Genomic DNA, 19302 nt, shown 5'->3' on the forward strand with positions numbered 1-19302 from the left:
AACTTGACCGGGTCGCTTGCGCGATCCCGGCCATGTCGTTGTATTGCAAACAGGGCGTTGCGTCGTTATGCCACCGAGCGCAGACGGCCCTTGACGATACGCACGCGGTCGCCATTGCCCCATTGCGGCTGGCTGGTCTGGCGGAAGGTGCGCAGTGTGCCGTCATCCAGGCGAACCCGGATTTCGTAGCTCGTCGTGGCCTTTACATTGCCCTCGACCTGATTGCCGACGACAGCGCCACCGATGGCGCCAGCCGCAGTGGCCAGTGTCTTGCCATTGCCGCCACCGATCTGGTTACCCAGCAGGCCACCCAGGACAGCGCCGCCTGCTGCGCCCAGGCCGCTGCCTTCGGCGCGCTGCTTGATTGCGCGGACTGATTCCACATTGCCGCAGTTCTCACACCAGTTGCTCTTCGCGGCCAGCTGGGTTGGCTGGTTTTCCTTGATCTGCGTCACCGGTGCAGCTTGTTGTACTGGCGCTGGGGCTGGCGCTGGCGCGTAGGCTTGTGCCGGCGCCTGTGCAGGGTAGGCGGTCTGTGGTGCGGCGGCGTAGCCCTGCGGCGGCGCGCCCTGCGGCAAGGTCGACGCGAGCGCCAGGCGATCGGTTTCGGTCAGCTGACGGTTGGCCGTGCCACCCACTGACGACGGCAGCCAGCCCATGATGGCGGCAGTACCGACCAGCGAGAACAGCACGACAGCAGCGGCAGCCAGCAGCAGCAGCGGGTGGGTGCGGTTCTTCACAGGCATGTTTGGAGGGGATGTCATCTTTTGTTCCTTTCGTATAGGCATTAAGCCGGATGTTCAATGATTGTCCTCAGGAACAACTAAAGCTTCCGTGCGTCACCGTACATACCTGCACACCCTGTACCGTTAGTCTTCAAGACATTGTTTGTAAATGTAACTGGTTGTGGCGGTCCCGGCTGGCGCCACGCACCAATCTGTGAGGAAATAATGAATTCTGCCGTCCACCCGCCTGTCTTCGAGCCCAGCAGTAATTTGTTGCTCGCAGCACTTTCCCCACAAGATCTTGCTCAGATGCTGCCGCAGCTCGACGAGGTCAGGGTGGAAGCTGGCCAGGTCCTCTGCGAAGCGGGTGATCCCATTCTTCACATCTATTTCCCCCACGATTGCCTGGTGTCGCTGCTGGGCGTGGCCGAAGGGCGCATGACGCTCGAGGTTGGGCAGGTCGGGCGGGAAGGCATGCTCGGCGCTACCACGGCCCTGGGCCACGACACCACGCAGGTGCGCGCCGTCGTGCAACGCGCGGGGAGCGCCAGCCGCATGGACGGCGGGCGTTTTCGTCTCGAAGTCTCGCGCAATCCGGCCCTGCAGCGCGTGCTGTACCGGTACACCGACTCGTTGCTGGCGCAGGCCATCCAGATCGCTGTCTGCAGCCGCTTCCATGTGCTCGAAGCGCGCCTGGCACGCTCGCTGCTCATCACGCGCGACCGCCTGGAATCGGACAAGTTCCATCTGACTCACGAATTTCTGGCGCATGCGCTGGGGGTGCGCCGGGTCGGCGTGACGAAGGCGGCCAGCGCGCTGCAGCAGCAGGGCCTGATCAACTACAGTCGCGGCAATATCGAGATTCTCGATCCGGAGCGTCTTGCCGCTGCGGCCTGCACCTGCTACCAGATCGTGCGCGAAGCCGGTGCGGCGCCAGCCACCGATACCGTTTGAGCGCTGTGCGCCAAGCGCGCCGCCCAATAGAAAACGCCCGGCAAGCCGGGCGTTTTCTATTCACTGTCATGTCACTGGCATTGGTGCCAGTGAACACGGATCAGTTGGTGGTCTTGACCTGGTTGCCGACCACGCCGCCGACAGCTGCGCCGCCAACGGTGCCGACTGCGCTGCCGCCGGTCAGGACGCCACCGATCACAGCACCGGCGCCAGCGCCGACTGCGGTGTTACGGTCTTGCTTGGACATGTTCGAGCAGCCGACCATACCGAATGCGGCGGTCGCCAGGGTTGCCGTCACTACCAGGTTTTTAATGAGTTTCATGATGTTCTCCTTTGATGGGGTTATTTCAGGCGCAGGTCATTTCTGACCGATTTCACGCCGTTGACGGTTCGCGCGACCGAGGCCGCTGCGGCGACGCTGTCGGCCGAGGATACAAATCCCCGCAACCGGACAATGCCTTGATACGTATCGACATCCAGATCGGATACCTTCAGTTCCGGATCGCGCCGGATGGCGCTGTGCACCCCGGCCGTGATGACATCGTCCTGGACAGCTTCGATCTTGCCAAAGCCGGGTAGTCCGGACGTACATCCCATCAGTGTCCCACCAGCCAGTGCGACCAGTAAAACGGGGATGCTGCCAATACGCCTGATGCTCGATCCGTTCATGCGGGTGTTTCTTTTCTTGATGACCTGAGGCAATCATAGTCAGGATTGCCAAATTGATCTGTTCGGCAACACACAGAGCCCGTGCCAGGTTGTTACAGGTTGTATCCGCAAGGCTATTTCAGCGGCGCTGACCCTGGCCCTGACGCCGGCCCGGTGGCGGCGCGCTTGGGGCTTGCCGTGCCTGGGCCAGCAGGCGGGCGCAATCGCTGTCTTCGCCGGGCCCCGTATTGATCAGCGGGAGCAGGGCGGCCAGCGGCGCGGCGACCACGGCGAGTGCCGCTGCGCCGCCTGCTTTCATTGCCAGCACGCCCTTGTCGATGGCAACGTCCGGCTTGCTGAATGAGCCGCGCACATACAGGGGCGCGCGCAGCGAAAAGATGCGCAGCGCCTTCGTTTCGGGCCGGATGCGCAGTTCCATCTGCTCACCCGCCAGGTTGATGGCGCCGTCGACAGTGATGATGGCTTCTTCGGTATCGACGATGAAGCTGCGCGTGCGCGCGACGCCGTCATTGACGGCAAAGTCGGCTGCCACGCAATTGAGTTCGACCTGCTTGTCACCAAACAGCTTGGTCACGACGATATTTGCCACGTTCAGGCCCGCCATTTCCAGCAGCATCTTGCTCACTGTGCCTTCGCTGACCAGCGCCTTGAGTTCGCCATTGGACTTGGCCAGCAGCGATGCGACGGAGTTGCCGGTGGCCGACAGCTTGGCGTCGGCGTTGATCTGGCCAGCGGTTGCCTGCATCTGCTCGATCTTCGGGAAGAGTTGCTTGATGCCGATCTTGCGTGCCCGCACGTCAGCGACGGCCTGGATGGCATTCTTGCCGCTGCGCCCGCTGCCATCGAGGCGAATGGTCGAGCGCACGGTACCGCCGGCCATGCCGAATTCGAGGGGATCGAGCTTCAGCACGCCATTGTCCATCTTGATGTGGCTGCTGAGCTTACTGATCGGCAGCGCCTTGTCGCGCACAATATTGTCGGCGGCAAAGCGCACGTCGGCATCGAGCGCGGTCCAGCGTTCGGTGTGGAATTCTTCCACCGGCAACACCTTGCCGCCTGGCTGTTTGGCCTCGACGCCACGCGCCGCCTTGCTGGCATTCGAATCGGCGCCGACCAGCGGCGCCAGATCGGCGAACACGAGCTGGCGCGAGCGCACATTGCCCGACAGGACAGGGCGTGCGCCGCCGGTGGCATACGCAAGTCGCCCGCCGATATCGCTGGCGCCGACCTTGCCGGAGAAACCGTCGTACACCCAATTGCTGGCGCCCTTGCCAAGGCGACCTGTCAGGCGGCCCGCGGTGGAAAACGCCGGTGTTTCCGGCAGGAGGATGCCGGTGAAGTTGTACAAGCGGGCCATGCTGGCACCCGCCAGTTCGAGTCGTACGTCCAGCGCGGCAAGCTGCGCCGGGTTGGTGACGGTGCCTTCGATGGCGATCCGGGTCTTGCCCGACTTGAACTCGCCCTGGACCGGGTAGGGCGCGGTCTCGTTCTTCAGCGAAAACACCGAGCCGAGCTTGCCCCCGCCGCCGACCCGGGCACCGTTATAGGTGCCGTCCAGCGTGAAGGCCACGCCATACACCGGGTCGCGCTCGAGCGTGCGTACCCGGGCCGTGACATCGGCTTTCGTAACCGCATCCTTGACGTGGATGACGCCGTCGGTCAGCACCACACGTTCGAGGTCGAGATTCCAGCGTGAAGGCTCCTCGTTGCGCTTGAACGTCCAGTTATTGGTCGTCGCATTGGTGCGCAGCAGATCGACCCGCGGCGCGTCAAAGCGCAGCAGCGGAATGCCGATCCGCTTGTCCAGCAGCGCAAGCGGGTCGAGCGAGAACGAAAACTGGCCCACGCTGACCATGTCGCCGGCCGCCATGCCGGCGGGGTTGCCGATGGTGGTGTTGCGTGCGACCAGGTAGGGCCACGGTATGTCATCGCGCCAGGTGCGCTCGGCGGGCGCCATCCGTGCAGCGGGACGCTCCCATGAGACGGTCAGGTCGCCAACGATGGCGAACGGGCGGTCGATGGCGTCGCTGACCTTGTCATTGATCCACGGCCGTGCGCGGTTCCAGTCAAAGGTGACGATGACGATGACGGCGACGACGGGCAGCGCAATCGAGACCGCGAGGACCGCCAGGGCGATCTGTTTCTTCTTGTTGCCGCGTGGTCCTTGCAGGCGCTGCGCCGCCGGTGGCGTTGGATCGGCCATGATTATCCTTTGTCAATAGTGGTGCGGCGAGGGTAGCCTATGGGAATCGGGGTCAACGTGCGATGGCGCACCCAATGCCGGCGATAAGCGGCGTATGCGCTGCGGGTGCTCCGCGCTGCAGGCAATGTGCGTCACCGAACTGAGCGCAACCGATAACAGGTTTATAACGTTATCTACACCACTTCCCAGGAGAAAATGTGATGAATAAACATCAATCGATGACCGGGTTTGCCCGCCTTGGCTGCGTTGCCGCTCTGCTGGCACTGACGGCTTGCGCAAGTCCTGACAAGGCGCCTGCGACGGCGGACGTGGCAGTCTCGCGCAACGCCATCGAGAACGCAGTGTCGGCAGGTGCAGCTGACCTGGCACCAGCCGAAATCACGGCAGCACGTGAAAAGATGGGTCGCGCCAACCAGGCACTGGCCGCGCGTGATTACAAGATGGCACGCGAACTGGCGGTGCAGGCGCAGGCCGATGCCAAGCTGGCGCAGAGCAAGGCTGTATCGAGCAAGGCAACCGCTGCTTCGACCCAGCTGAATGACGATTTGCGCGTACTGCGTGAAGAAGTCGACCGCGCCAACACCAAGTAAGGCAACCAAGGCAGCCGAGCCATTTGAGTCATTGCACTGTTTCCTGTCCCCGGACAGGAGTTCGCGCCGACGATCCGGCGCTTGCAAAATAAAAGGAATAACAACATGAAAAACCGCAAATCCGCCGTATCGATCCTGGCCGCCGCCGTGCTGGCCGCCGCCTGCGCCAGCGCACCGATGACCACGCCAACACTCGACCAGGCGCGCGCCGACTTTGTCAGCGCAAACAATAATTCGCAGGTCTCGACCTACGCACCACTCGAATTCAAGCAGGCCAGCGAAGCGCTCGACCAGGCCAACCAGGCAGCGGCCCGCCGCGAAAGCCTGAGCGACATCGATCGCCTGGCCTATGTGGCCAAGCAGCGCATCGCTACGGCGCAAGAAGTCGCCAAGGGCAAGGCCGCTGAAGCGAATATCGCCGATGCAACGCGCCAGCGCGACATGGTACGCCTCGATGCCCGCACTGCCGAAGCCGACCGTGCCAAGCGCGATGCTGAAGCGGCCCAGGCTGCTGCACAGCAGGCACAAGGCCAGGCGCAGCAAGCCCAGATGCAGGCACAGGCAGCCCAGGCTGAAACCGCAGCCATGGCCGAACGCGCTGCCAAGCTCGAAGCGCTGCTGGTCGACCTGCAGGCCGTCAAGACCGAACGTGGCTTCGTGGTCACGATCGGCGACGTGCTGTTTGCCACCGACCAGGCTGTATTGAATGCGAATGGCGTCGCGACGCTGCGCAAACTGGCTGACGTCATGGCCCAGAACCCGAACCGCACCGTGCTGATCGAAGGCTTTACCGACAGCACCGGCAGCGAGAGCCACAACCAGCAACTGTCCGAACGCCGCGCCGCCGCTGTCGCGACCGCGCTGGCCGGCCAGGGCGTGCCACGTGAACGTATCGCCATGCGCGCATACGGCGAAGCATTCCCTGTTGCATCGAATGACAGCGCAGCAAGCCGTCAGCAGAATCGTCGCGTCGAAATCGTTCTGTCGAACGAAGGCGCAGCCATTCCGCCACGTGCAGCAGCGCGTTGAACCTACTTTTAAAGCGTATTTGAATTAAGGAATCACCATGGAACAAGAACAAACCACCAACCTCGGCCACGGCTTTGATGTCTCGGCAATCCGCAAGGCAGCCGCCAACCTCGATGACGGCGCCGTCACCGAGGGCTATCAGGCCGATCGCGAAGCGGTCATCGCCATGCTCAACGATGCACTGGCCACCGAACTGCTGTGCGTGATGCGCTACAAGCGCCATTACTACACGGTCAGCGGCCCGGGCACCGGCCAGATCAAGGCCGAGTTCCTCGAGCACGCGCAGCAAGAGCAGGAACACGCCGACCGCATCGCCGAACGCATCGTGCAACTGAACGGTTCGCCAGACTTCAACCCGGCCACGTTCGCTGCGCGCAGCCACGCCGAATACGATGCATCGGAAAACGCGCAAGACATGGTCCGCGCCGATCTGATCGCCGAACGTGTGGCGATCGAATCGTATCGCCAGATGATCGTGGCGATTGGCGACAAGGATCCAACCACCCGCAACATGCTGGTGGAGATCATGGCTGTCGAAGAAGAGCACGCCGACGACATGCGCGACCTGATGGCCTGAGCTTGACCGTGACCCGCCCCGTGCGGGTCAGTTTCATTGATTGATTAGTGACAGGAGTAGAACATGCTAGACACTTCCCGCAACAGCCACGGCAGCATGCACCCAATCAGCGGCAGCACCTATGCCACCCAGTCCGACATGAAGGCCCTGGTGCGCGATGCGCAGTCCATGCTGACTGCAGCCGCATCGCTCACCGGCGAAAAAGCCGAAGAACTGCGCGAGCGCGGCATGGCGATGCTCGATACCGTGCTGGGCGGCGCCAGCCTGATGCCCACGCAAGCCGTGGTCAAGGGCAAGGAACTGGTGCATACCGCCGATGATTATGTGAAACATAATCCATGGCGCATCGTGGCAGCGGCGGCAGGTGTCGGTATGCTCATCGGCCTGCTGATCAGCCGCAAACAATAAGGCTGGAGGCTACGTGGATAAACAAGAAGCAAACGTGCAGAACCCCGGGGTGTTTGCCGGCATTTCCAGTCTCTTCAAGAGTCTGTTTGGTCTGGCGGTTTCGCGCGTGGAACTCGCCGCGCTCGAGCTGGCCGAGATCCGCAACCATGTCATCGAACTGGTGGCGATCTTCGCCGTCGCCGTGCTGGCAGTCTGGTTTGCCATTGCGTTCGGTGCGATGACCATCGTGGCGCTGGCGTGGGAATCGATGGGCTGGACCATCCTGTTGATCATGTTCGCGGTGTTCACGCTGATTACCGCCATCCTGGTCACCAAGGGCATGGCGCTGATCAAGCAGAACAAGCTGGGTTTCCCGGCGACGATGAAAGAACTGAAAAACGATCGCGAGATGCTGCTATGAGCGGCGTATCCAAGGAAGCCAACATGCACAAACACGAAGAGACGACCGGGTTGGCCGGTCATCAACACAGTCTGGACCCGGCAGTGCGCAAAAAGGAATTGCTGCGTGAAGGCGAGTTTTTCCGCGCTGGCGTGGCCCACGCCAAGGCCAGCATCCAGCACGGCATCAAGCCTGAGGTCATGATGCGCACGGCCCTCGACCATACTACGGTGGCATTGCGCACCAAGGCTGACGCATTGCTCAAGCCGACTGGCGCCAATGTGGCGATGCTGATGCCGTATGCGATGAATGCGCTGAACTTCGTGCGCCAGCGTCGCCTCGGCAAACCGGTCGCCGGTGCGGCAGTAGCGGTCGGCGTTCTGGGTTGGTACTTCAATCGCAAGCGGGCGCGCAAAGCGGCTAAACAAGACTAGCGCCCCGGTCGATGGTGAACATCGGCCACGGGCGACGAATGACGCTACAGTGCAGCGCGCTGTAGCGGTTATGGTGGGGCTTGAACGGCGTCCAATCGCGAGTTGGACGCCGTCTTTTTTTGTCCTGTATTGGCCGCGTCATTGATCGGGTATGCTGGACACACACCATTCACCACGAGACACCCATGCATCCCTCGAATATTGTCCTGCTCGAATTCCATCCGGAACGCGATGACCTCAGTCCCGACAAGGAGCTGCGCAACGGCTTGTCAGTGGCGCTGCGCATGGGCAAGACGCTGTGGCTGGCGAACGATGAGTCGGTCAGCATCGAGCGCCTGACGCTGGTAGAAGAAGACAGCCGCGGACAGAGCAGCTTCGCGCGCGGGCATCGCCAGTTCGCATTGCATGATTTCTTTGACCTGCCGCTGCCCGCCTTCGACGCCGACAAGGAGCGCATCAACGAAGCCGATGTCGAAGGCCTGGCCTGCGATGGCAAGTACATGTGGGTGACGGGCTCGCACAGCCTGCGCCGCAAGAAGCCCGACCCGGAGGACGGCAACAAGCGCACGCACAAGCGCCTGGCCACGGTGAGCGCCGACGGCAACCGTTATCTGCTGGGCCGCATCCCGATGGGCAAACAGGATGGCATGCCCACACTGGTCAAGGAAATCGAGCACAAGGGCAAGCGCCGCACCGCCGCCATGCTGCGTGGCGACACGCACGGCAACGAACTGACGGCGCAACTCAGGCTGGATGAACACATCGGCCCGTTCCTGGCCATTCCCGGCAAGGACAATGGTTTCGATATCGAAGGCATCGCGCTGGCGGGCAAGCATGTGCTGCTTGGCCTGCGCGGGCCGGTTCTGCGCGGCTGGGCCACGATTATCGAGGTCGCCCCTGTCGATGACGAGAAGGCGGGGGCATTGCGCCTGGCGCCACTCGATGCCGATGGCAATCTGTACCGGAAACACTTCCTCGACCTGGGCGGGCTGGGCATTCGCGACCTGTGCAAGCAGGGCAGGGATCTGTTGATCCTGGCCGGGCCGACGATGGACCTGGATGGGCCAGTGACCTTGTTCAGGTGGGTCGGCGGCGCCGAGCCGGATGGCGAAACGGTTGTCTCCAGTGCGGTGCTGGAGCAGGTGATGCACTTGCCGTTCGGGCAGGGCGTCGATCATCCGGAAGGCATAGCGCTCTTTGCCAGCCGGGACGGGAGCGAAGAAGGTTTGCTGGTGGTACACGACTCGGCATCGCCGAGCCGGCAAATTGGCGAAAGCACACTGGTAGCGGATGTGTACCCGCTACCGTCACGCAAGAAAAAGCGCTGACGTCGCGCTTGGGCTTATGCGGATGGCGTTTTGGCCGGTGATGCCGAATCGCGCTGGAACGTTGCGCGTGCTTCGGCCACGCAGGCCTTGCGTTCGGCGGCGGGCCGCTGCCGGCATGCGTTCTGCGCTTCCTGCAATGCTGCGCGCAATTCCTTGCGCAGCGTCTGTTGCTCTGGATCGTCGCGGTACCAGCGTGCCGGATCGCCCTTGGCGATTTCCTGGGCTTGCTGGCGGGCAGCGACCTGGCTGACATTGGCATCCCCGCCGGTGGGTGGGGTGGATTGCGCAGCGGCGCTCAGGCAGGCAAACGAGGTGGCCAGCGCAAAGAGGCCGGTGGTGGCAGTGCGGATGACGTGTCTCATGGCGTTCTCCGGAGGCGGTACGGCAGACGGTGATGCTGGCAGGCCGGTCAAGGCGACGGGGTCATGTCCCGTCGCATCAACCGGCCAGAAGGTGCGGCCGGTTAGCCGGATCAGTAGCGGTAGACGCGGCCGTCGACGATGCGCACGCGGTTACCCACGCGCAGATCGTAGACGCTGTCCTGCATGACGGCGCGGTATTCGCCGTTGTCCATGCGCACATTGATCTGGTATTGCTCAGGACCTGGCGCGTTGCGGTTCTTTTCGACGCTGTTACCCAGTGCAGCACCGGCAACGCCGGCGGCCACGGTGGCTGCCGTGCGACCGCCGCCGCTACCGATCTGGTTGCCGGCCAGTGCACCGACCACGCCGCCGAGAATGGCGCCGGCGCCGCTGGTACGGTTTTCACCCTGTGCTACCTGGATCGAATCGATCACACCATAGCCAGCCGAGGCGCTGCTGCTGGCATTGTTATAGCCGCCGCCGAATGGCTGCGAGCTGTTGGTGGCGCAACCGGTGAGCAGGGCGCCAGTCGCCAGCACGGCGACGATTAGTTTACGGTTTGCATTCATATTGTTCTCCTGACAAATGGTATGGTTCAGAATAATCATGCTGTCGGTGGGGGTCTGTGCGCTGCCACACTTACTCTGTTTTACAGCATGAGGCCGTGGTTTCGTCGGTTGTCGGTGAATACGGCAGGCAATCTGCATGGTTTGTGTGACAAGCGCCAACACTCTGCGTCTTATGTTCGGCAGCGAACAGAACGAGCGTGCTGCGCATGTAAAGATAGCGCCAGTGTTGACAAATGGTGAACAAAAATAATGAAGACTTTGCACGTGACGTTCCTGATTGCTGTTGCCATGGCCTGGACTGCTCCAGTCATGGCGCAACAAGCAGGGGAAGATGCGAAGACCACCTATCAATACGCAATGGACACTGCCGAGGCTGCCTATGATGCTGCCAAGAGCCAGTGCGATGCCATGGCGGGTGTGCCGCACGATATCTGTGTGGCCAATGCCCGCGCGGCGCGCATCCGGATCGAAGAAGAAGCGACGGCGGCCCACAAGAACACGCTGGCGGCCTATACCCAGGCACGCATGCGCATCGCGACGGCGTTCCACGACCGCGACAAGACGCGCTGCGGCACGCTGGTTGGCAACGACCGCGAGGTCTGCCTGGCTCAGGCCAAGGCAACACTGGTCACGCTCCAGGCGGATGCCCGGGCCGACCGCAAGGCGATCGAGGCGCGGCTGGATGCCAATGACGCCAAGATCGACGCCGAATATCGCGTCGCACTGCAGAAGTGCGATGCCTTCGCCGGTGCTGTCAAGGACGGGTGCGTAAGCACCGCCCGGACGGCATACGGCAAATAAACCTGCGGGCCGGCTTGCCGGCGCCGCGCAATCCGCCCGCAAGGGTAAGTTTTAAACATGATCATTATTAGGAGCCATCATGAAAATCGCTAAAAGCATCATCTCCGCTGCCATCTTCGCTACCGTCGCCATCACCGCTGTCGGTTGCTCGTCGACCAACAAGCAAGCCAGCACCGGCGAATACGTCGACGACGCAGTGATCACCACCAAGGTCAAGGCTGCCCTGATCAATGACCCGAACGTGAAAGCACGCGAAGTCAACGTCGAAACCTTCAAGGGCGACGTTCAGCTGTCGGGCTTTGTTGCTGATGCACGCGATGCACAGCGCGCTGTCGAGATCGCACGTGGCGTCAAAGGCGTGACCGCTGTCAAGAACGACATCCGCGTGAAATAATAGTCGGATCGCCGGGGCGGCCCGGTCACTTGTTCAGGCACACATATGCAGCTAGCTCAATCTGATCCGGCCATGCCGGCAACCCCGCCTGATACTGCCGCCCCGGGGGCTTTGCCCCCCAGCAGCAACGGTGACGCCCTCCATCCCGAGGTGCGTTCCACCGGCGATGAGATCGCGCTCCACATCGGTGGTTTGCGCGTTCCATTGCACGTTAACGCCCGCGGTCTCTCGCTCGGCGTACTCGCTACCATCGCATTCGTCTTCGCGCTCCAATGGGCGCAAAAATTCTTCGTGCCGCTTCTGCTCGGCATTCTGATCGCGTATACCCTCAATCCTGTGGTGCGCTGGCTCGAGCGCTGGCATATACGCCGCATCGTCGGCGCCACGCTGGTCACGGTCGTGATCGTGGGCGCAATGGCCGGCACCGTATACCGGCTGCAGGGCGAATTCTTCAATATTATCGACGATCTGCCGACGCTGACTTCGAAGGTCACGCGCATCCTGTCCAATACGACGGGAGAGCGCTCGACGCTGCAGCAGATGCAGGCGGCGGCCGCTGAAATCGAACGCGCTGCCAGCAATGTCGGCTCGGATGCCCGCCGCGTCACGCAGCAACGACGTCAGAATGCCGGCGACGCCTCGGGGAGTTCACCGATTCGCGTGATGGACTGGGTGCTGGCCGGCTCGATGAGCCTGGCCGCATTCATGTCGCAGGCCACGATGGTGATCTTCCTCGTGTTCTTCCTGCTTCTGGCAGGCGACACGTTCAAGCGCAAGCTGGTCAAGCTGACGGGGCCTTCACTGTCACGCAAGAAAGTCACAGTCCATATTCTGGACGACATCAACACCTCGATCCAGAGCTATATGTTCATGCTGCTGGTGACCAATGTCCTGCTGGCGCTGCTAATGTGGGGCACATTGCGCGCGATCGGTCTGGAAAACGCTGGCGCCTGGGCCGCCTTCGCCGGTGTTGCACACCTGATGCCATATTTCGGTCCGCTCGTGATTACGGTTGCGACCGGCATGGCGGCTTTCCTGCAATTCGAGACAGTGGGCATGGTAACGCTCGTGGCCGGCGCTTCGCTCGGCATTGCAACACTGGTCGGCATGGTCGTTGCAACCTGGATGACCGGCAAGATCGCGCGCATGAATCCGGCAGCGGTCTTTGTCAGCCTGCTGTTCTGGGGCTGGCTGTGGGGCGTCTGGGGTCTGTTGCTTGGCGTGCCGCTCGTGATGGTGCTCAAGGTCGTGGCCGAGCGCGTCGAGGGCATGGAAGTGGTATCGGAACTGCTGGGGGAATAACAAGCGGACCAGGTCGGCAGCCAGGCTGCCGACCCATTGTTACGACTTACTCCTCTGCAGGTTTCGGATCCACGCCCGTTACCGACTTCGGCTTGTTGCGCAAACTACCCATCTGCAACGCATACTGGCGCGCGAACTCTGCGCCCAGGAAAAAGATCTGCGCCGAGTAATATACCCACAGCAGCAACGCGATCAGCGAACCGGCGGCGCCGAAGCTGTCCGTGGTGCCGCTGTTCCCGATGTACAGGCCAATCCCAAACTTGCCCAGCGTGAACATCGCCGCCGTGCCAAGCGCACCGATGGCCACGTCTTTCCACGACAGTTTCACCCGCGGCAGCAGCTTGTAGATGACGCCAAACAGGGTGGCGATGACCAAAAAGCCCAGTGCCGAAGCAATCCAGCCCATGACGATCGCGGCTTCTTGCCACATACCGCTGATAAATTTCTCAGCCACGGTGGTCGCGGCGCTGATTACCAGCGACACCATCAGCAGGAAACCCAGCACCAGAATCACGCCAAACGACAGCAGGCGGGTACGGATCAGGTTCCAGATGCCACCATTCGGTGGCGCCGGCAGGTTCCAGATTTCATCCAGACTGTCCTTGAGTTCTGAAAACACAGTTGTCGCACCGACGATCAACAGCAATGTGGCCACGATTGTGGCAAACATGCCGGTTTCCTTGTTTTGCGCGCCCGCCAGAATGGCCTGGATGGTGTCGGCGCCCTGGGCGCCGACGAGGCCGCGCAATTCATTGAGCAACTGCCCTTGAGCTGCTTCTGCACCGTAGAAAAAACCGGCGACAGCAATCACGAGCACCAGGATCGGTGCCAGCGAAAACAGCGTGTAGAACGCGAGGGCAGCGCCTTTGCTCGATGCCCGGTGATCGATCCAGTCCATGACCGCAGCGCGCAGCACCTTGTAGATCTGGTGCGTGTACGGGAACCATTTATTCACTGCCATAACCGCTTCTCCAAAAGAAAAGGGGGCCGAAGCCCCCTCGATCTCGCATTGTCACCGCCGACAGGCGGCAGTGACAGCTTCAGGTATTAACGCTGGACTGGGACTTCAACCGTGATCTGGTCGACTTCGACGCGACGGTTAGGTTCCAGGCAAGCGATCAGCTGAGCGCGGCCTTTCTGGTTGCACTCAACGACTGGGTTAGCTTCGCCCTTGCCGACAGCGCGCAGACGGTTGCCGTCGATGCCCTTGCCGATCAGGTATTCACGCACGGCCATGGCGCGACGCTCCGACAGCTTCTGGTTGTACGTTTCCGAACCCAGACGGTCGGTGTAACCGGTGATTTCAACGTTGGTGACGCTGGTGTCAGCTTGCAGGGCAGCAGCGATCTCGTCCAGCTTAGGTGCTGGGGTGATCACGACAGCCTTGTCGAAGGCGAACATCTTGGTCGCTTCGAGGGTGACTTTCTGGAAGCGTGGTGCTGGTGGTGGTGGCGGTGCGACTGGCTCAGGTGCTGGAGCTGGTGCTTCGACCACTGGTGCCGGTGCTGGCATTGGTGCTGCTGGTGGCGGGTTGAACGCGTAGTTCACGCCGACGGTCAGCATTTTGTTGTTGCTGCGCTTGAAGCCGAACAGTTCGTCATCACGCAGGAAGCCACGCACGGTGCGCAGGTCAGCTTGCAGCGACCATTGCGGGGTCAGGCTTGCCTGGAAACCGATACCAACGGTGCCGTACGGCGAGTTTTTCTCGACGTTACGCAGTGGGTTGTTGACCTTGTCACGCTCGACGCCCAGACCGAACAGGATGAATGGACGGAAACGCTCACGGCTCAGCATCAGCAGAGCGTCCGCGCCCAGCAGGGTCTGGCGGTATTCGCTACGACCCTGTTCGAAACGGGTCTGGCTGGCGCCGACCTGGATATCCCAGTTCTGACTTACCGCCTTACCGAACTTCAGGCCGCCACCCGTGTCGCGGTCGTCAACGCCGAAGTCTGCATCCGGCTTAACGTGGTTCACGCTAGGCTGGATGTACCACGATGGGTTGATCTCTTGAGCGAGGGTGGCGCCGGATGCGCACAGCAGTGCAGCAGCCAGGGCGATTTTCTTGGTGTTGTTCACAGGTAACTCCCGTTGGTTAAAATTGATGACAAAGCATGCGTCAGCAGCTAAGTTGGATAAAGCTTAACAGTGCTGGTTCAGAATCCTCGGTGCGCTACCGCACCTAATGGAAAAACGCTGTGCGATTTTACAACAGTGGTCAAATTTGCACATTTCTAAGGTGAAACGAACTGTAACGACGCTGTCATATGACGCAACAAGGGGTGCGCACTGGAGAATGTCACGTCGCCGTCATGCAGGTATAGTGTTGCTTGTGCAGATTACATGACGCCACATCGCCGTCATGTTTTAGAGAGCTTACAAGATTGCTAAAAGTTCCACCAGTGGCGCAAAGCCACGGTTTTGGTGCTTCGCACCATAGTGCTTTCAGGAATCTTGTCGAATGTTGGATGGCGCACAGACCATGGTGTCTGATGCAGGCAATCTTGAGGCTAGTTAAGCGGAACCGAGATGTTGTCAGGGTGTCACACGACACACAGCGACCCGGACCACACAGTCTCACTCTCTATTGGAGCTAATCAATATGCATGCAACGACACAGCACAACGCGGCTCACAGCGAAACCGGCGCAGTGCACACTTCCGGCAATTCGGCGCTGATTGAACGCGTCCCACCACAGCCAACCGAGCGTGCACCGATTTCACTGGCACCGATCGAACGCGTGCGTTCGACGTCTGCCACCCAGCGCCGCATTGAAAACATGCAAAAGCTGATCAATGAACTATCGAGCCACGAGATGCTCGCCGATGAAATTGCCTGGTTCCTCAAGTTTTCGCCATCCGGTGCGCGCAAGTACATTCGCGACTTGCGTGAAGCCGGCGTGATCGAGCTGGCGCGCTACATCGAAGGCACCGCCACCTATCTGGGCAAGGCCGTGTATCAGATTTCGCCTGATCCGGATCGCGTCAAGGCGTTCCTGGCGGCGATCTGCCAGCCAAAGCGCGAAGGCGTCGCACCGCGCAAGGAGCGTCCAGGCCTGCGCGAGCAGAACATGGCCGGCAGCGGTCGTCACTTCCATATCCTGGCCGATGACACCCACTACGCCATCCGCGTCAATCGCAGCCCTGTGGCACGCGATCCACTCGTTGCAGCACTGTTCGGCCCGCCACCAGGCCAACCTGTAGTCAAGTAAGGTGCCCCACATGCGCCCCCGGGGCTGATGCGGTCGAGACCCGCATTGGCCACGGTTCTGACGAACGCTGTCGTCCTTTGCCGCGCATCTTGCGCGGTTTTGTTTTTTGGGCTGCGTCTTTTGCAAGCCATGTGTTGAAAACAAATCAATAGTCCTCATCTGCCTGCCATCTCGCCGCGTTTACGCGGTGCACAATCAACCAGACAGGAGTATCGATGTTACCGAGTGCCGAATCGCTGGAAGGCAAACCCGTACCGAAGGTGACGTTCAAGGCGCGCCCCGATGATCAGTGGCGCGACGTAACGTCCGATGAATTGTTCAAGGGACGCACGGTGGTGGTGTTCTCGCTGCCCGGAGCCTTCACGCCGACCTGTTCCTCGACCCATCTGCCACGTTATAACGAGCTGGCACCCGTGCTGTGCTCGCACGGCGTCGATGAAGTGATGTGTATCTCAGTCAATGACGCCTTCGTCATGAATCAGTGGAAAGCAGGGCAGGACGCCGGCAACATCACTGTGATCCCGGACGGCAATGGCGACTTCACCACTGGTATGGGCATGCTGGTCGACAAGCGCGACCTGGGTTTCGGCGCGCGCTCGTGGCGTTATTCGATGCTGGTGCGCGACGGCGTGATCGAGAAGATGTTTATCGAGGCAGACAAGGAAGGCGACCCGTTCGAGGTGTCCGACGCCGACACGATGCTCGGTTACGTCGCGCCTCAGGCCCAGGTGCCCGAGCCGGTTGTCATGTTTTCGCGGCCCGGTTGTCCGCATTGCGCGCGTGCCCGGGAAGCGTTGCGTGAGCAGGACATCGAGTTCACCGACATTTCCGAAGATAATAAAATCAATTCGATCGTCTTGCGCGGCATCACCGGCAGCATGACCTGGCCGCAGGTCTTTGTCGGCGGGGAATTGATCGGCGGCGCCGACGATGTGGAAGCCTGGCTCACCAACCGGGCTTGATGATGGAAGCGCTTGTTGTCGGGTTGCTGGGCGTCGTGATCCTGGTCGCCTGGCTGCTGCCCAAGTGGCGCTTGCGCTGCGCTGTGTCCCGTCCGCTGCCGCCTGCGCATGTCGCCATTCTGGCGCGCAATGTCATGCAGTACAACGGGATGGACGATCTGCAGCGACAACGGCTGGGGCGCATGGTCCAGTATTTCCTGCATCAGAAAAAATTTGTCGGCTGCGGCGGGCTCGATATCACCGACACAATGCGCGTGACGATCGCCGGGCAAGCGTGTCTGTTATTGCTGGGGCGCGTTGGCGACAGCGCAAAGCCGGTCAGTTATCCCACGCTCGAGATGGTCCTGGTGTATCCGGGCGCTTTCCTGGCGCCACGCAAACAGATCGACGCGTCCGGCGTGGTGACCGAAGAGCGGCAGGATCTGCTGGGTGAATCGTGGGGCGACGGGCGCGTGATTCTGTCGTGGGATCATGTGCGGCGCGGCGATACCGTGGACGCGCCCGGGCACAACGTCGTGCTGCACGAGTTCGCCCACCAACTCGACAGCGAATCCGGGAGCACGAATGGCGCGCCGTATCTGGGCAGCAGCGAACGCTACCGTCGTTGGTCAGAAGTGCTGTCACGCGATTACGCCAATCTGCGGCATGACGCAATGTGGGGCAATCAAGGCGTGCTCGACCATTACGGCGCCACCAATCCGGCCGAATTCTTTGCGGTTGCCACTGAGAGCTTCTTCGAGCAACCGCATCAGCTTGCCGCGCGTCATCCTGCCTTGTATGACGAATTCCTCAAATACTACAAGATTGATCCACGTCAGTGGCAGCAGGTGAGTGCGCCTGCACCGCTCGAGGAACCGCCGCAATACGGCGTGGTCTATGGACAGTGGCGCTGACGTGCGCGGGGCGCTGCCTGGCCTCCGTTGGCTGTGACAGGGTGCGTGCGGCGCCGTACAGATGGGCAGCAGCGGCGGGCGCATGCTGCTAGCTCTATCCAGGAGAACTTGCCCATGTCTATGATCATCGCAGGACGTTTCGAGCTTCAGGACGATGTCGATCGCGCGCGCAGCGCTCTGGTCGATGCTGGTTTCGATGCCGATCGCATCAGTGGCTTTTATCTGAGCCAGCCCGGCCAGCACGACATGACGCCGATTGGCGGCGATCATCTGCAGTCGCCTGGCGCCAAAGATACGCCCGAGGGCGTGGTGCAGGGCGTGGCGACGGGTGGCGCAGTTGGTGTGGCCATCGGCGCAGCAACGTCACCCGTCACCGGGCCGATCGGGCCGATTGTCGGCGGACTGGTGGGCGGGCATATCGGTTCGCTGTTCAGCTTTTCGAAGATGAAAGACCGGGGTGAGTCCGAGGAGGGCGGTGAGAATTCGGTGGCGCCGCGCACGGCCGGCATGCTGGTCGCCGTCGCGTTTACCGATCCGGCGCAGGAAACCCGCGCCGTCGATCTGCTGCGCCAGCTTGGGGCGCATCACATCGAGCGGGCGCAGGGCAATATTGTTGCAGGCGACTGGGCCGATTTTGATCCGTCGAGCCGGCCGGACGTGATTGCCTGAGCGACTGCTGGCAGGGACGGCGTCTTTTGGGCCTGCGGTGATCTTCTGCGATCGAATGTGCGATGCGAAAGGGTGCTGCTGCGCGGGACGTGTGCCGGCCAGCAGGTCGACATTGCGGGCTCGCGGCAGGCAGGATGCTTCTTGATATCGCGTCTGTGTTCAATCAATTGCGCAGTATTCAGGTCTTGGCCTGGGGCGTTGGCTTGAGCGCCTTCAGTGCGGTGTGATGAAGCTTGATGTTTTCCAGCGCCGCTTCCACCTGCGATAACTGACCGGTGGCAATGCCGCCGACGAGTGACAGAATCTCGCCAACGAGTCCGGTGGTTTCAGCGATGATGCCGATGTGCCGGATTTGTTCGGCAGCCGCCGCTGTCAACGCCATCAGGTGTCGTTGTGGTTGATCGAGACCGTGGATGACGCAGGTGGTTGCTTCGGCGTACAGTGCTTGCGCACGCTGGCGCAGTAACAGTTCATCGTCCATCAATGCATGCATTACGGCCTTTTGGCTATCCGGCATGGTTCGATCCTGGTAGCAGGCTATCTCCTCCAAGATACGCTCGTGCAATTGATCCGCTATATGGACCACGCTGTCAGCCAGTTCGACGACGTGCTCCACGCTCGACAGCGCATTGACGCGCGCTGCGTTGGCGACATCGAGTGCGACCATGGCAGGTTGCGGTACGGCGCCAGGCGTGCCGACCGTCGTTGCCGTCGTTGCCGGCTTCGGCTGGGCTGTTTGCGCTGCCGCCGCTGGCTCACGCGGTGTCATCAAGGGTAGCGTCGGGCTTGCCTCGCCCCTTGCCTGGCCGGGCTTGCTATCGGAAGGTGTGGACATGGTGTTCCCCC

The 19302-nt window shown here is 61.4% G+C and carries 24 protein-coding genes; 15 read left to right on the top strand and 9 right to left on the bottom strand.

Annotation, left to right across the window (positions count from 1 at the left end):
* Nucleotides 1-65 precede the first annotated feature (65 nt).
* A complete protein-coding gene (locus AC56LY_RS04640) occupies nucleotides 66-764 on the bottom strand; it encodes a glycine zipper 2TM domain-containing protein (RefSeq protein ID WP_499576941.1) in 699 nt (232 codons plus the stop codon).
* A gap of 186 nt (nucleotides 765-950) precedes the next feature.
* On the opposite strand from AC56LY_RS04640, the gene AC56LY_RS04645 reads away from it, so the two are divergent.
* Entirely contained in the window at nucleotides 951-1679 is a 729-nt protein-coding gene (locus tag AC56LY_RS04645; RefSeq protein WP_499576943.1) for a Crp/Fnr family transcriptional regulator, read from the top strand.
* 100 nt (nucleotides 1680-1779) lie between these two features.
* Here AC56LY_RS04645 and AC56LY_RS04650 read toward each other — a convergent pair whose 3' ends face one another.
* The 3 genes from AC56LY_RS04650 to AC56LY_RS04660 all read right to left on the bottom strand — a co-directional run bounded on the left by AC56LY_RS04650 (nucleotide 1780) and on the right by AC56LY_RS04660 (nucleotide 4551).
* On the bottom strand, nucleotides 1780-2001 hold the full coding sequence (locus AC56LY_RS04650) for a YMGG-like glycine zipper-containing protein (protein ID WP_183550660.1): 222 nt from the start codon (nucleotides 1999-2001) through the stop codon (nucleotides 1780-1782).
* Nucleotides 2002-2021: 20 nt separating this feature from the next.
* Nucleotides 2022-2381 (bottom strand): BON domain-containing protein, encoded by a 360-nt coding sequence (locus tag AC56LY_RS04655; RefSeq protein ID WP_499576945.1) that lies wholly within the window; start codon nucleotides 2379-2381, stop codon nucleotides 2022-2024.
* 85 nt (nucleotides 2382-2466) lie between these two features.
* The gene (locus tag AC56LY_RS04660; RefSeq protein WP_499576947.1) at nucleotides 2467-4551 is read right to left on the bottom strand and encodes an AsmA family protein; all 2085 of its coding nucleotides are present in this window, start codon (nucleotides 4549-4551) and stop codon (nucleotides 2467-2469) included.
* Nucleotides 4552-4751: 200 nt separating this feature from the next.
* Here AC56LY_RS04660 and AC56LY_RS04665 point away from each other — a divergent pair, with 200 nt between their 5' ends.
* From AC56LY_RS04665 to AC56LY_RS04695, 7 genes are all read left to right on the top strand, one after another.
* Nucleotides 4752-5141, top strand: a complete 390-nt coding sequence (locus tag AC56LY_RS04665; RefSeq protein WP_499576950.1) for a DUF4398 domain-containing protein — start codon at nucleotides 4752-4754, stop codon at nucleotides 5139-5141.
* Nucleotides 5142-5246: 105 nt separating this feature from the next.
* The gene (locus AC56LY_RS04670) at nucleotides 5247-6170 is read left to right on the top strand and encodes an OmpA family protein (protein ID WP_499576951.1); all 924 of its coding nucleotides are present in this window, start codon (nucleotides 5247-5249) and stop codon (nucleotides 6168-6170) included.
* A 37-nt stretch (nucleotides 6171-6207) separates the two neighbouring features.
* Nucleotides 6208-6747, top strand: a complete 540-nt coding sequence (locus tag AC56LY_RS04675) for a ferritin-like domain-containing protein (protein WP_499576954.1) — start codon at nucleotides 6208-6210, stop codon at nucleotides 6745-6747.
* Between the two features lie 63 nt (nucleotides 6748-6810).
* Nucleotides 6811-7155 carry an ElaB/YgaM/YqjD family protein gene (locus tag AC56LY_RS04680; RefSeq protein WP_499576956.1) on the top strand — a complete coding sequence of 115 codons (345 nt, stop codon included), beginning with the start codon at nucleotides 6811-6813 and terminating at the stop codon, nucleotides 7153-7155.
* 13 nt (nucleotides 7156-7168) lie between these two features.
* Entirely contained in the window at nucleotides 7169-7555 is a 387-nt protein-coding gene (locus tag AC56LY_RS04685; RefSeq protein ID WP_499576959.1) for a phage holin family protein, read from the top strand.
* A 23-nt stretch (nucleotides 7556-7578) separates the two neighbouring features.
* The gene (locus AC56LY_RS04690) at nucleotides 7579-7968 is read left to right on the top strand and encodes a hypothetical protein (RefSeq protein ID WP_499576963.1); all 390 of its coding nucleotides are present in this window, start codon (nucleotides 7579-7581) and stop codon (nucleotides 7966-7968) included.
* A 185-nt stretch (nucleotides 7969-8153) separates the two neighbouring features.
* On the top strand, nucleotides 8154-9296 hold the full coding sequence (locus AC56LY_RS04695) for a DUF3616 domain-containing protein (RefSeq protein ID WP_499576966.1): 1143 nt from the start codon (nucleotides 8154-8156) through the stop codon (nucleotides 9294-9296).
* Between the two features lie 14 nt (nucleotides 9297-9310).
* Here AC56LY_RS04695 and AC56LY_RS04700 read toward each other — a convergent pair whose 3' ends face one another.
* Both AC56LY_RS04700 and AC56LY_RS04705 read right to left on the bottom strand, forming a co-directional pair.
* Nucleotides 9311-9658, bottom strand: coding sequence for a hypothetical protein (locus tag AC56LY_RS04700; protein ID WP_499576969.1), 348 nt, complete (start codon nucleotides 9656-9658; stop codon nucleotides 9311-9313).
* A gap of 110 nt (nucleotides 9659-9768) precedes the next feature.
* Nucleotides 9769-10227, bottom strand: a complete 459-nt coding sequence (locus tag AC56LY_RS04705) for an outer membrane lipoprotein (protein ID WP_499576973.1) — start codon at nucleotides 10225-10227, stop codon at nucleotides 9769-9771.
* A gap of 264 nt (nucleotides 10228-10491) precedes the next feature.
* On the opposite strand from AC56LY_RS04705, the gene AC56LY_RS04710 reads away from it, so the two are divergent.
* From AC56LY_RS04710 to AC56LY_RS04720, 3 genes are all read left to right on the top strand, one after another.
* Nucleotides 10492-11028 (top strand): hypothetical protein, encoded by a 537-nt coding sequence (locus tag AC56LY_RS04710; RefSeq protein WP_499576977.1) that lies wholly within the window; start codon nucleotides 10492-10494, stop codon nucleotides 11026-11028.
* 79 nt (nucleotides 11029-11107) lie between these two features.
* Entirely contained in the window at nucleotides 11108-11422 is a 315-nt protein-coding gene (locus tag AC56LY_RS04715; RefSeq protein WP_183550710.1) for a BON domain-containing protein, read from the top strand.
* A 45-nt stretch (nucleotides 11423-11467) separates the two neighbouring features.
* A complete protein-coding gene (locus tag AC56LY_RS04720) occupies nucleotides 11468-12724 on the top strand; it encodes an AI-2E family transporter (RefSeq protein WP_499576981.1) in 1257 nt (418 codons plus the stop codon).
* A gap of 46 nt (nucleotides 12725-12770) precedes the next feature.
* Here AC56LY_RS04720 and AC56LY_RS04725 read toward each other — a convergent pair whose 3' ends face one another.
* Nucleotides 12771-13685 carry a YihY/virulence factor BrkB family protein gene (locus AC56LY_RS04725; RefSeq protein WP_499576983.1) on the bottom strand — a complete coding sequence of 305 codons (915 nt, stop codon included), beginning with the start codon at nucleotides 13683-13685 and terminating at the stop codon, nucleotides 12771-12773.
* 86 nt (nucleotides 13686-13771) lie between these two features.
* On the bottom strand, nucleotides 13772-14800 hold the full coding sequence (locus AC56LY_RS04730; protein WP_499576984.1) for an OmpA family protein: 1029 nt from the start codon (nucleotides 14798-14800) through the stop codon (nucleotides 13772-13774).
* Nucleotides 14801-15323: 523 nt separating this feature from the next.
* Here AC56LY_RS04730 and AC56LY_RS04735 point away from each other — a divergent pair.
* The 4 genes from AC56LY_RS04735 (at nucleotide 15324) to AC56LY_RS04750 (ending at nucleotide 18456) form a co-directional block, all read left to right on the top strand.
* The gene (locus tag AC56LY_RS04735; protein ID WP_482898194.1) at nucleotides 15324-15932 is read left to right on the top strand and encodes a winged helix-turn-helix domain-containing protein; all 609 of its coding nucleotides are present in this window, start codon (nucleotides 15324-15326) and stop codon (nucleotides 15930-15932) included.
* A gap of 215 nt (nucleotides 15933-16147) precedes the next feature.
* Complete coding sequence (locus AC56LY_RS04740; protein WP_499576986.1) at nucleotides 16148-16894, top strand: glutathione peroxidase; 747 nt, start codon at nucleotides 16148-16150, stop codon at nucleotides 16892-16894.
* Entirely contained in the window at nucleotides 16894-17787 is an 894-nt protein-coding gene (locus AC56LY_RS04745; RefSeq protein WP_499576988.1) for a M90 family metallopeptidase, read from the top strand. Before AC56LY_RS04740 ends, AC56LY_RS04745 begins: the two co-directional genes overlap by 1 nt.
* A 114-nt stretch (nucleotides 17788-17901) precedes the next feature.
* Nucleotides 17902-18456 carry a hypothetical protein gene (locus tag AC56LY_RS04750; protein ID WP_499576989.1) on the top strand — a complete coding sequence of 185 codons (555 nt, stop codon included), beginning with the start codon at nucleotides 17902-17904 and terminating at the stop codon, nucleotides 18454-18456.
* Between the two features lie 178 nt (nucleotides 18457-18634).
* Here the strand turns inward: AC56LY_RS04750 and AC56LY_RS04755 are convergent, their stop codons facing one another.
* Entirely contained in the window at nucleotides 18635-19291 is a 657-nt protein-coding gene (locus AC56LY_RS04755) for a hypothetical protein (RefSeq protein ID WP_499576991.1), read from the bottom strand.
* Between the last annotated feature and the right edge of the window lie 11 nt (nucleotides 19292-19302).

The sequence above is a fragment of the Telluria sp. ZT3P25 genome (genome assembly GCF_059685895.1).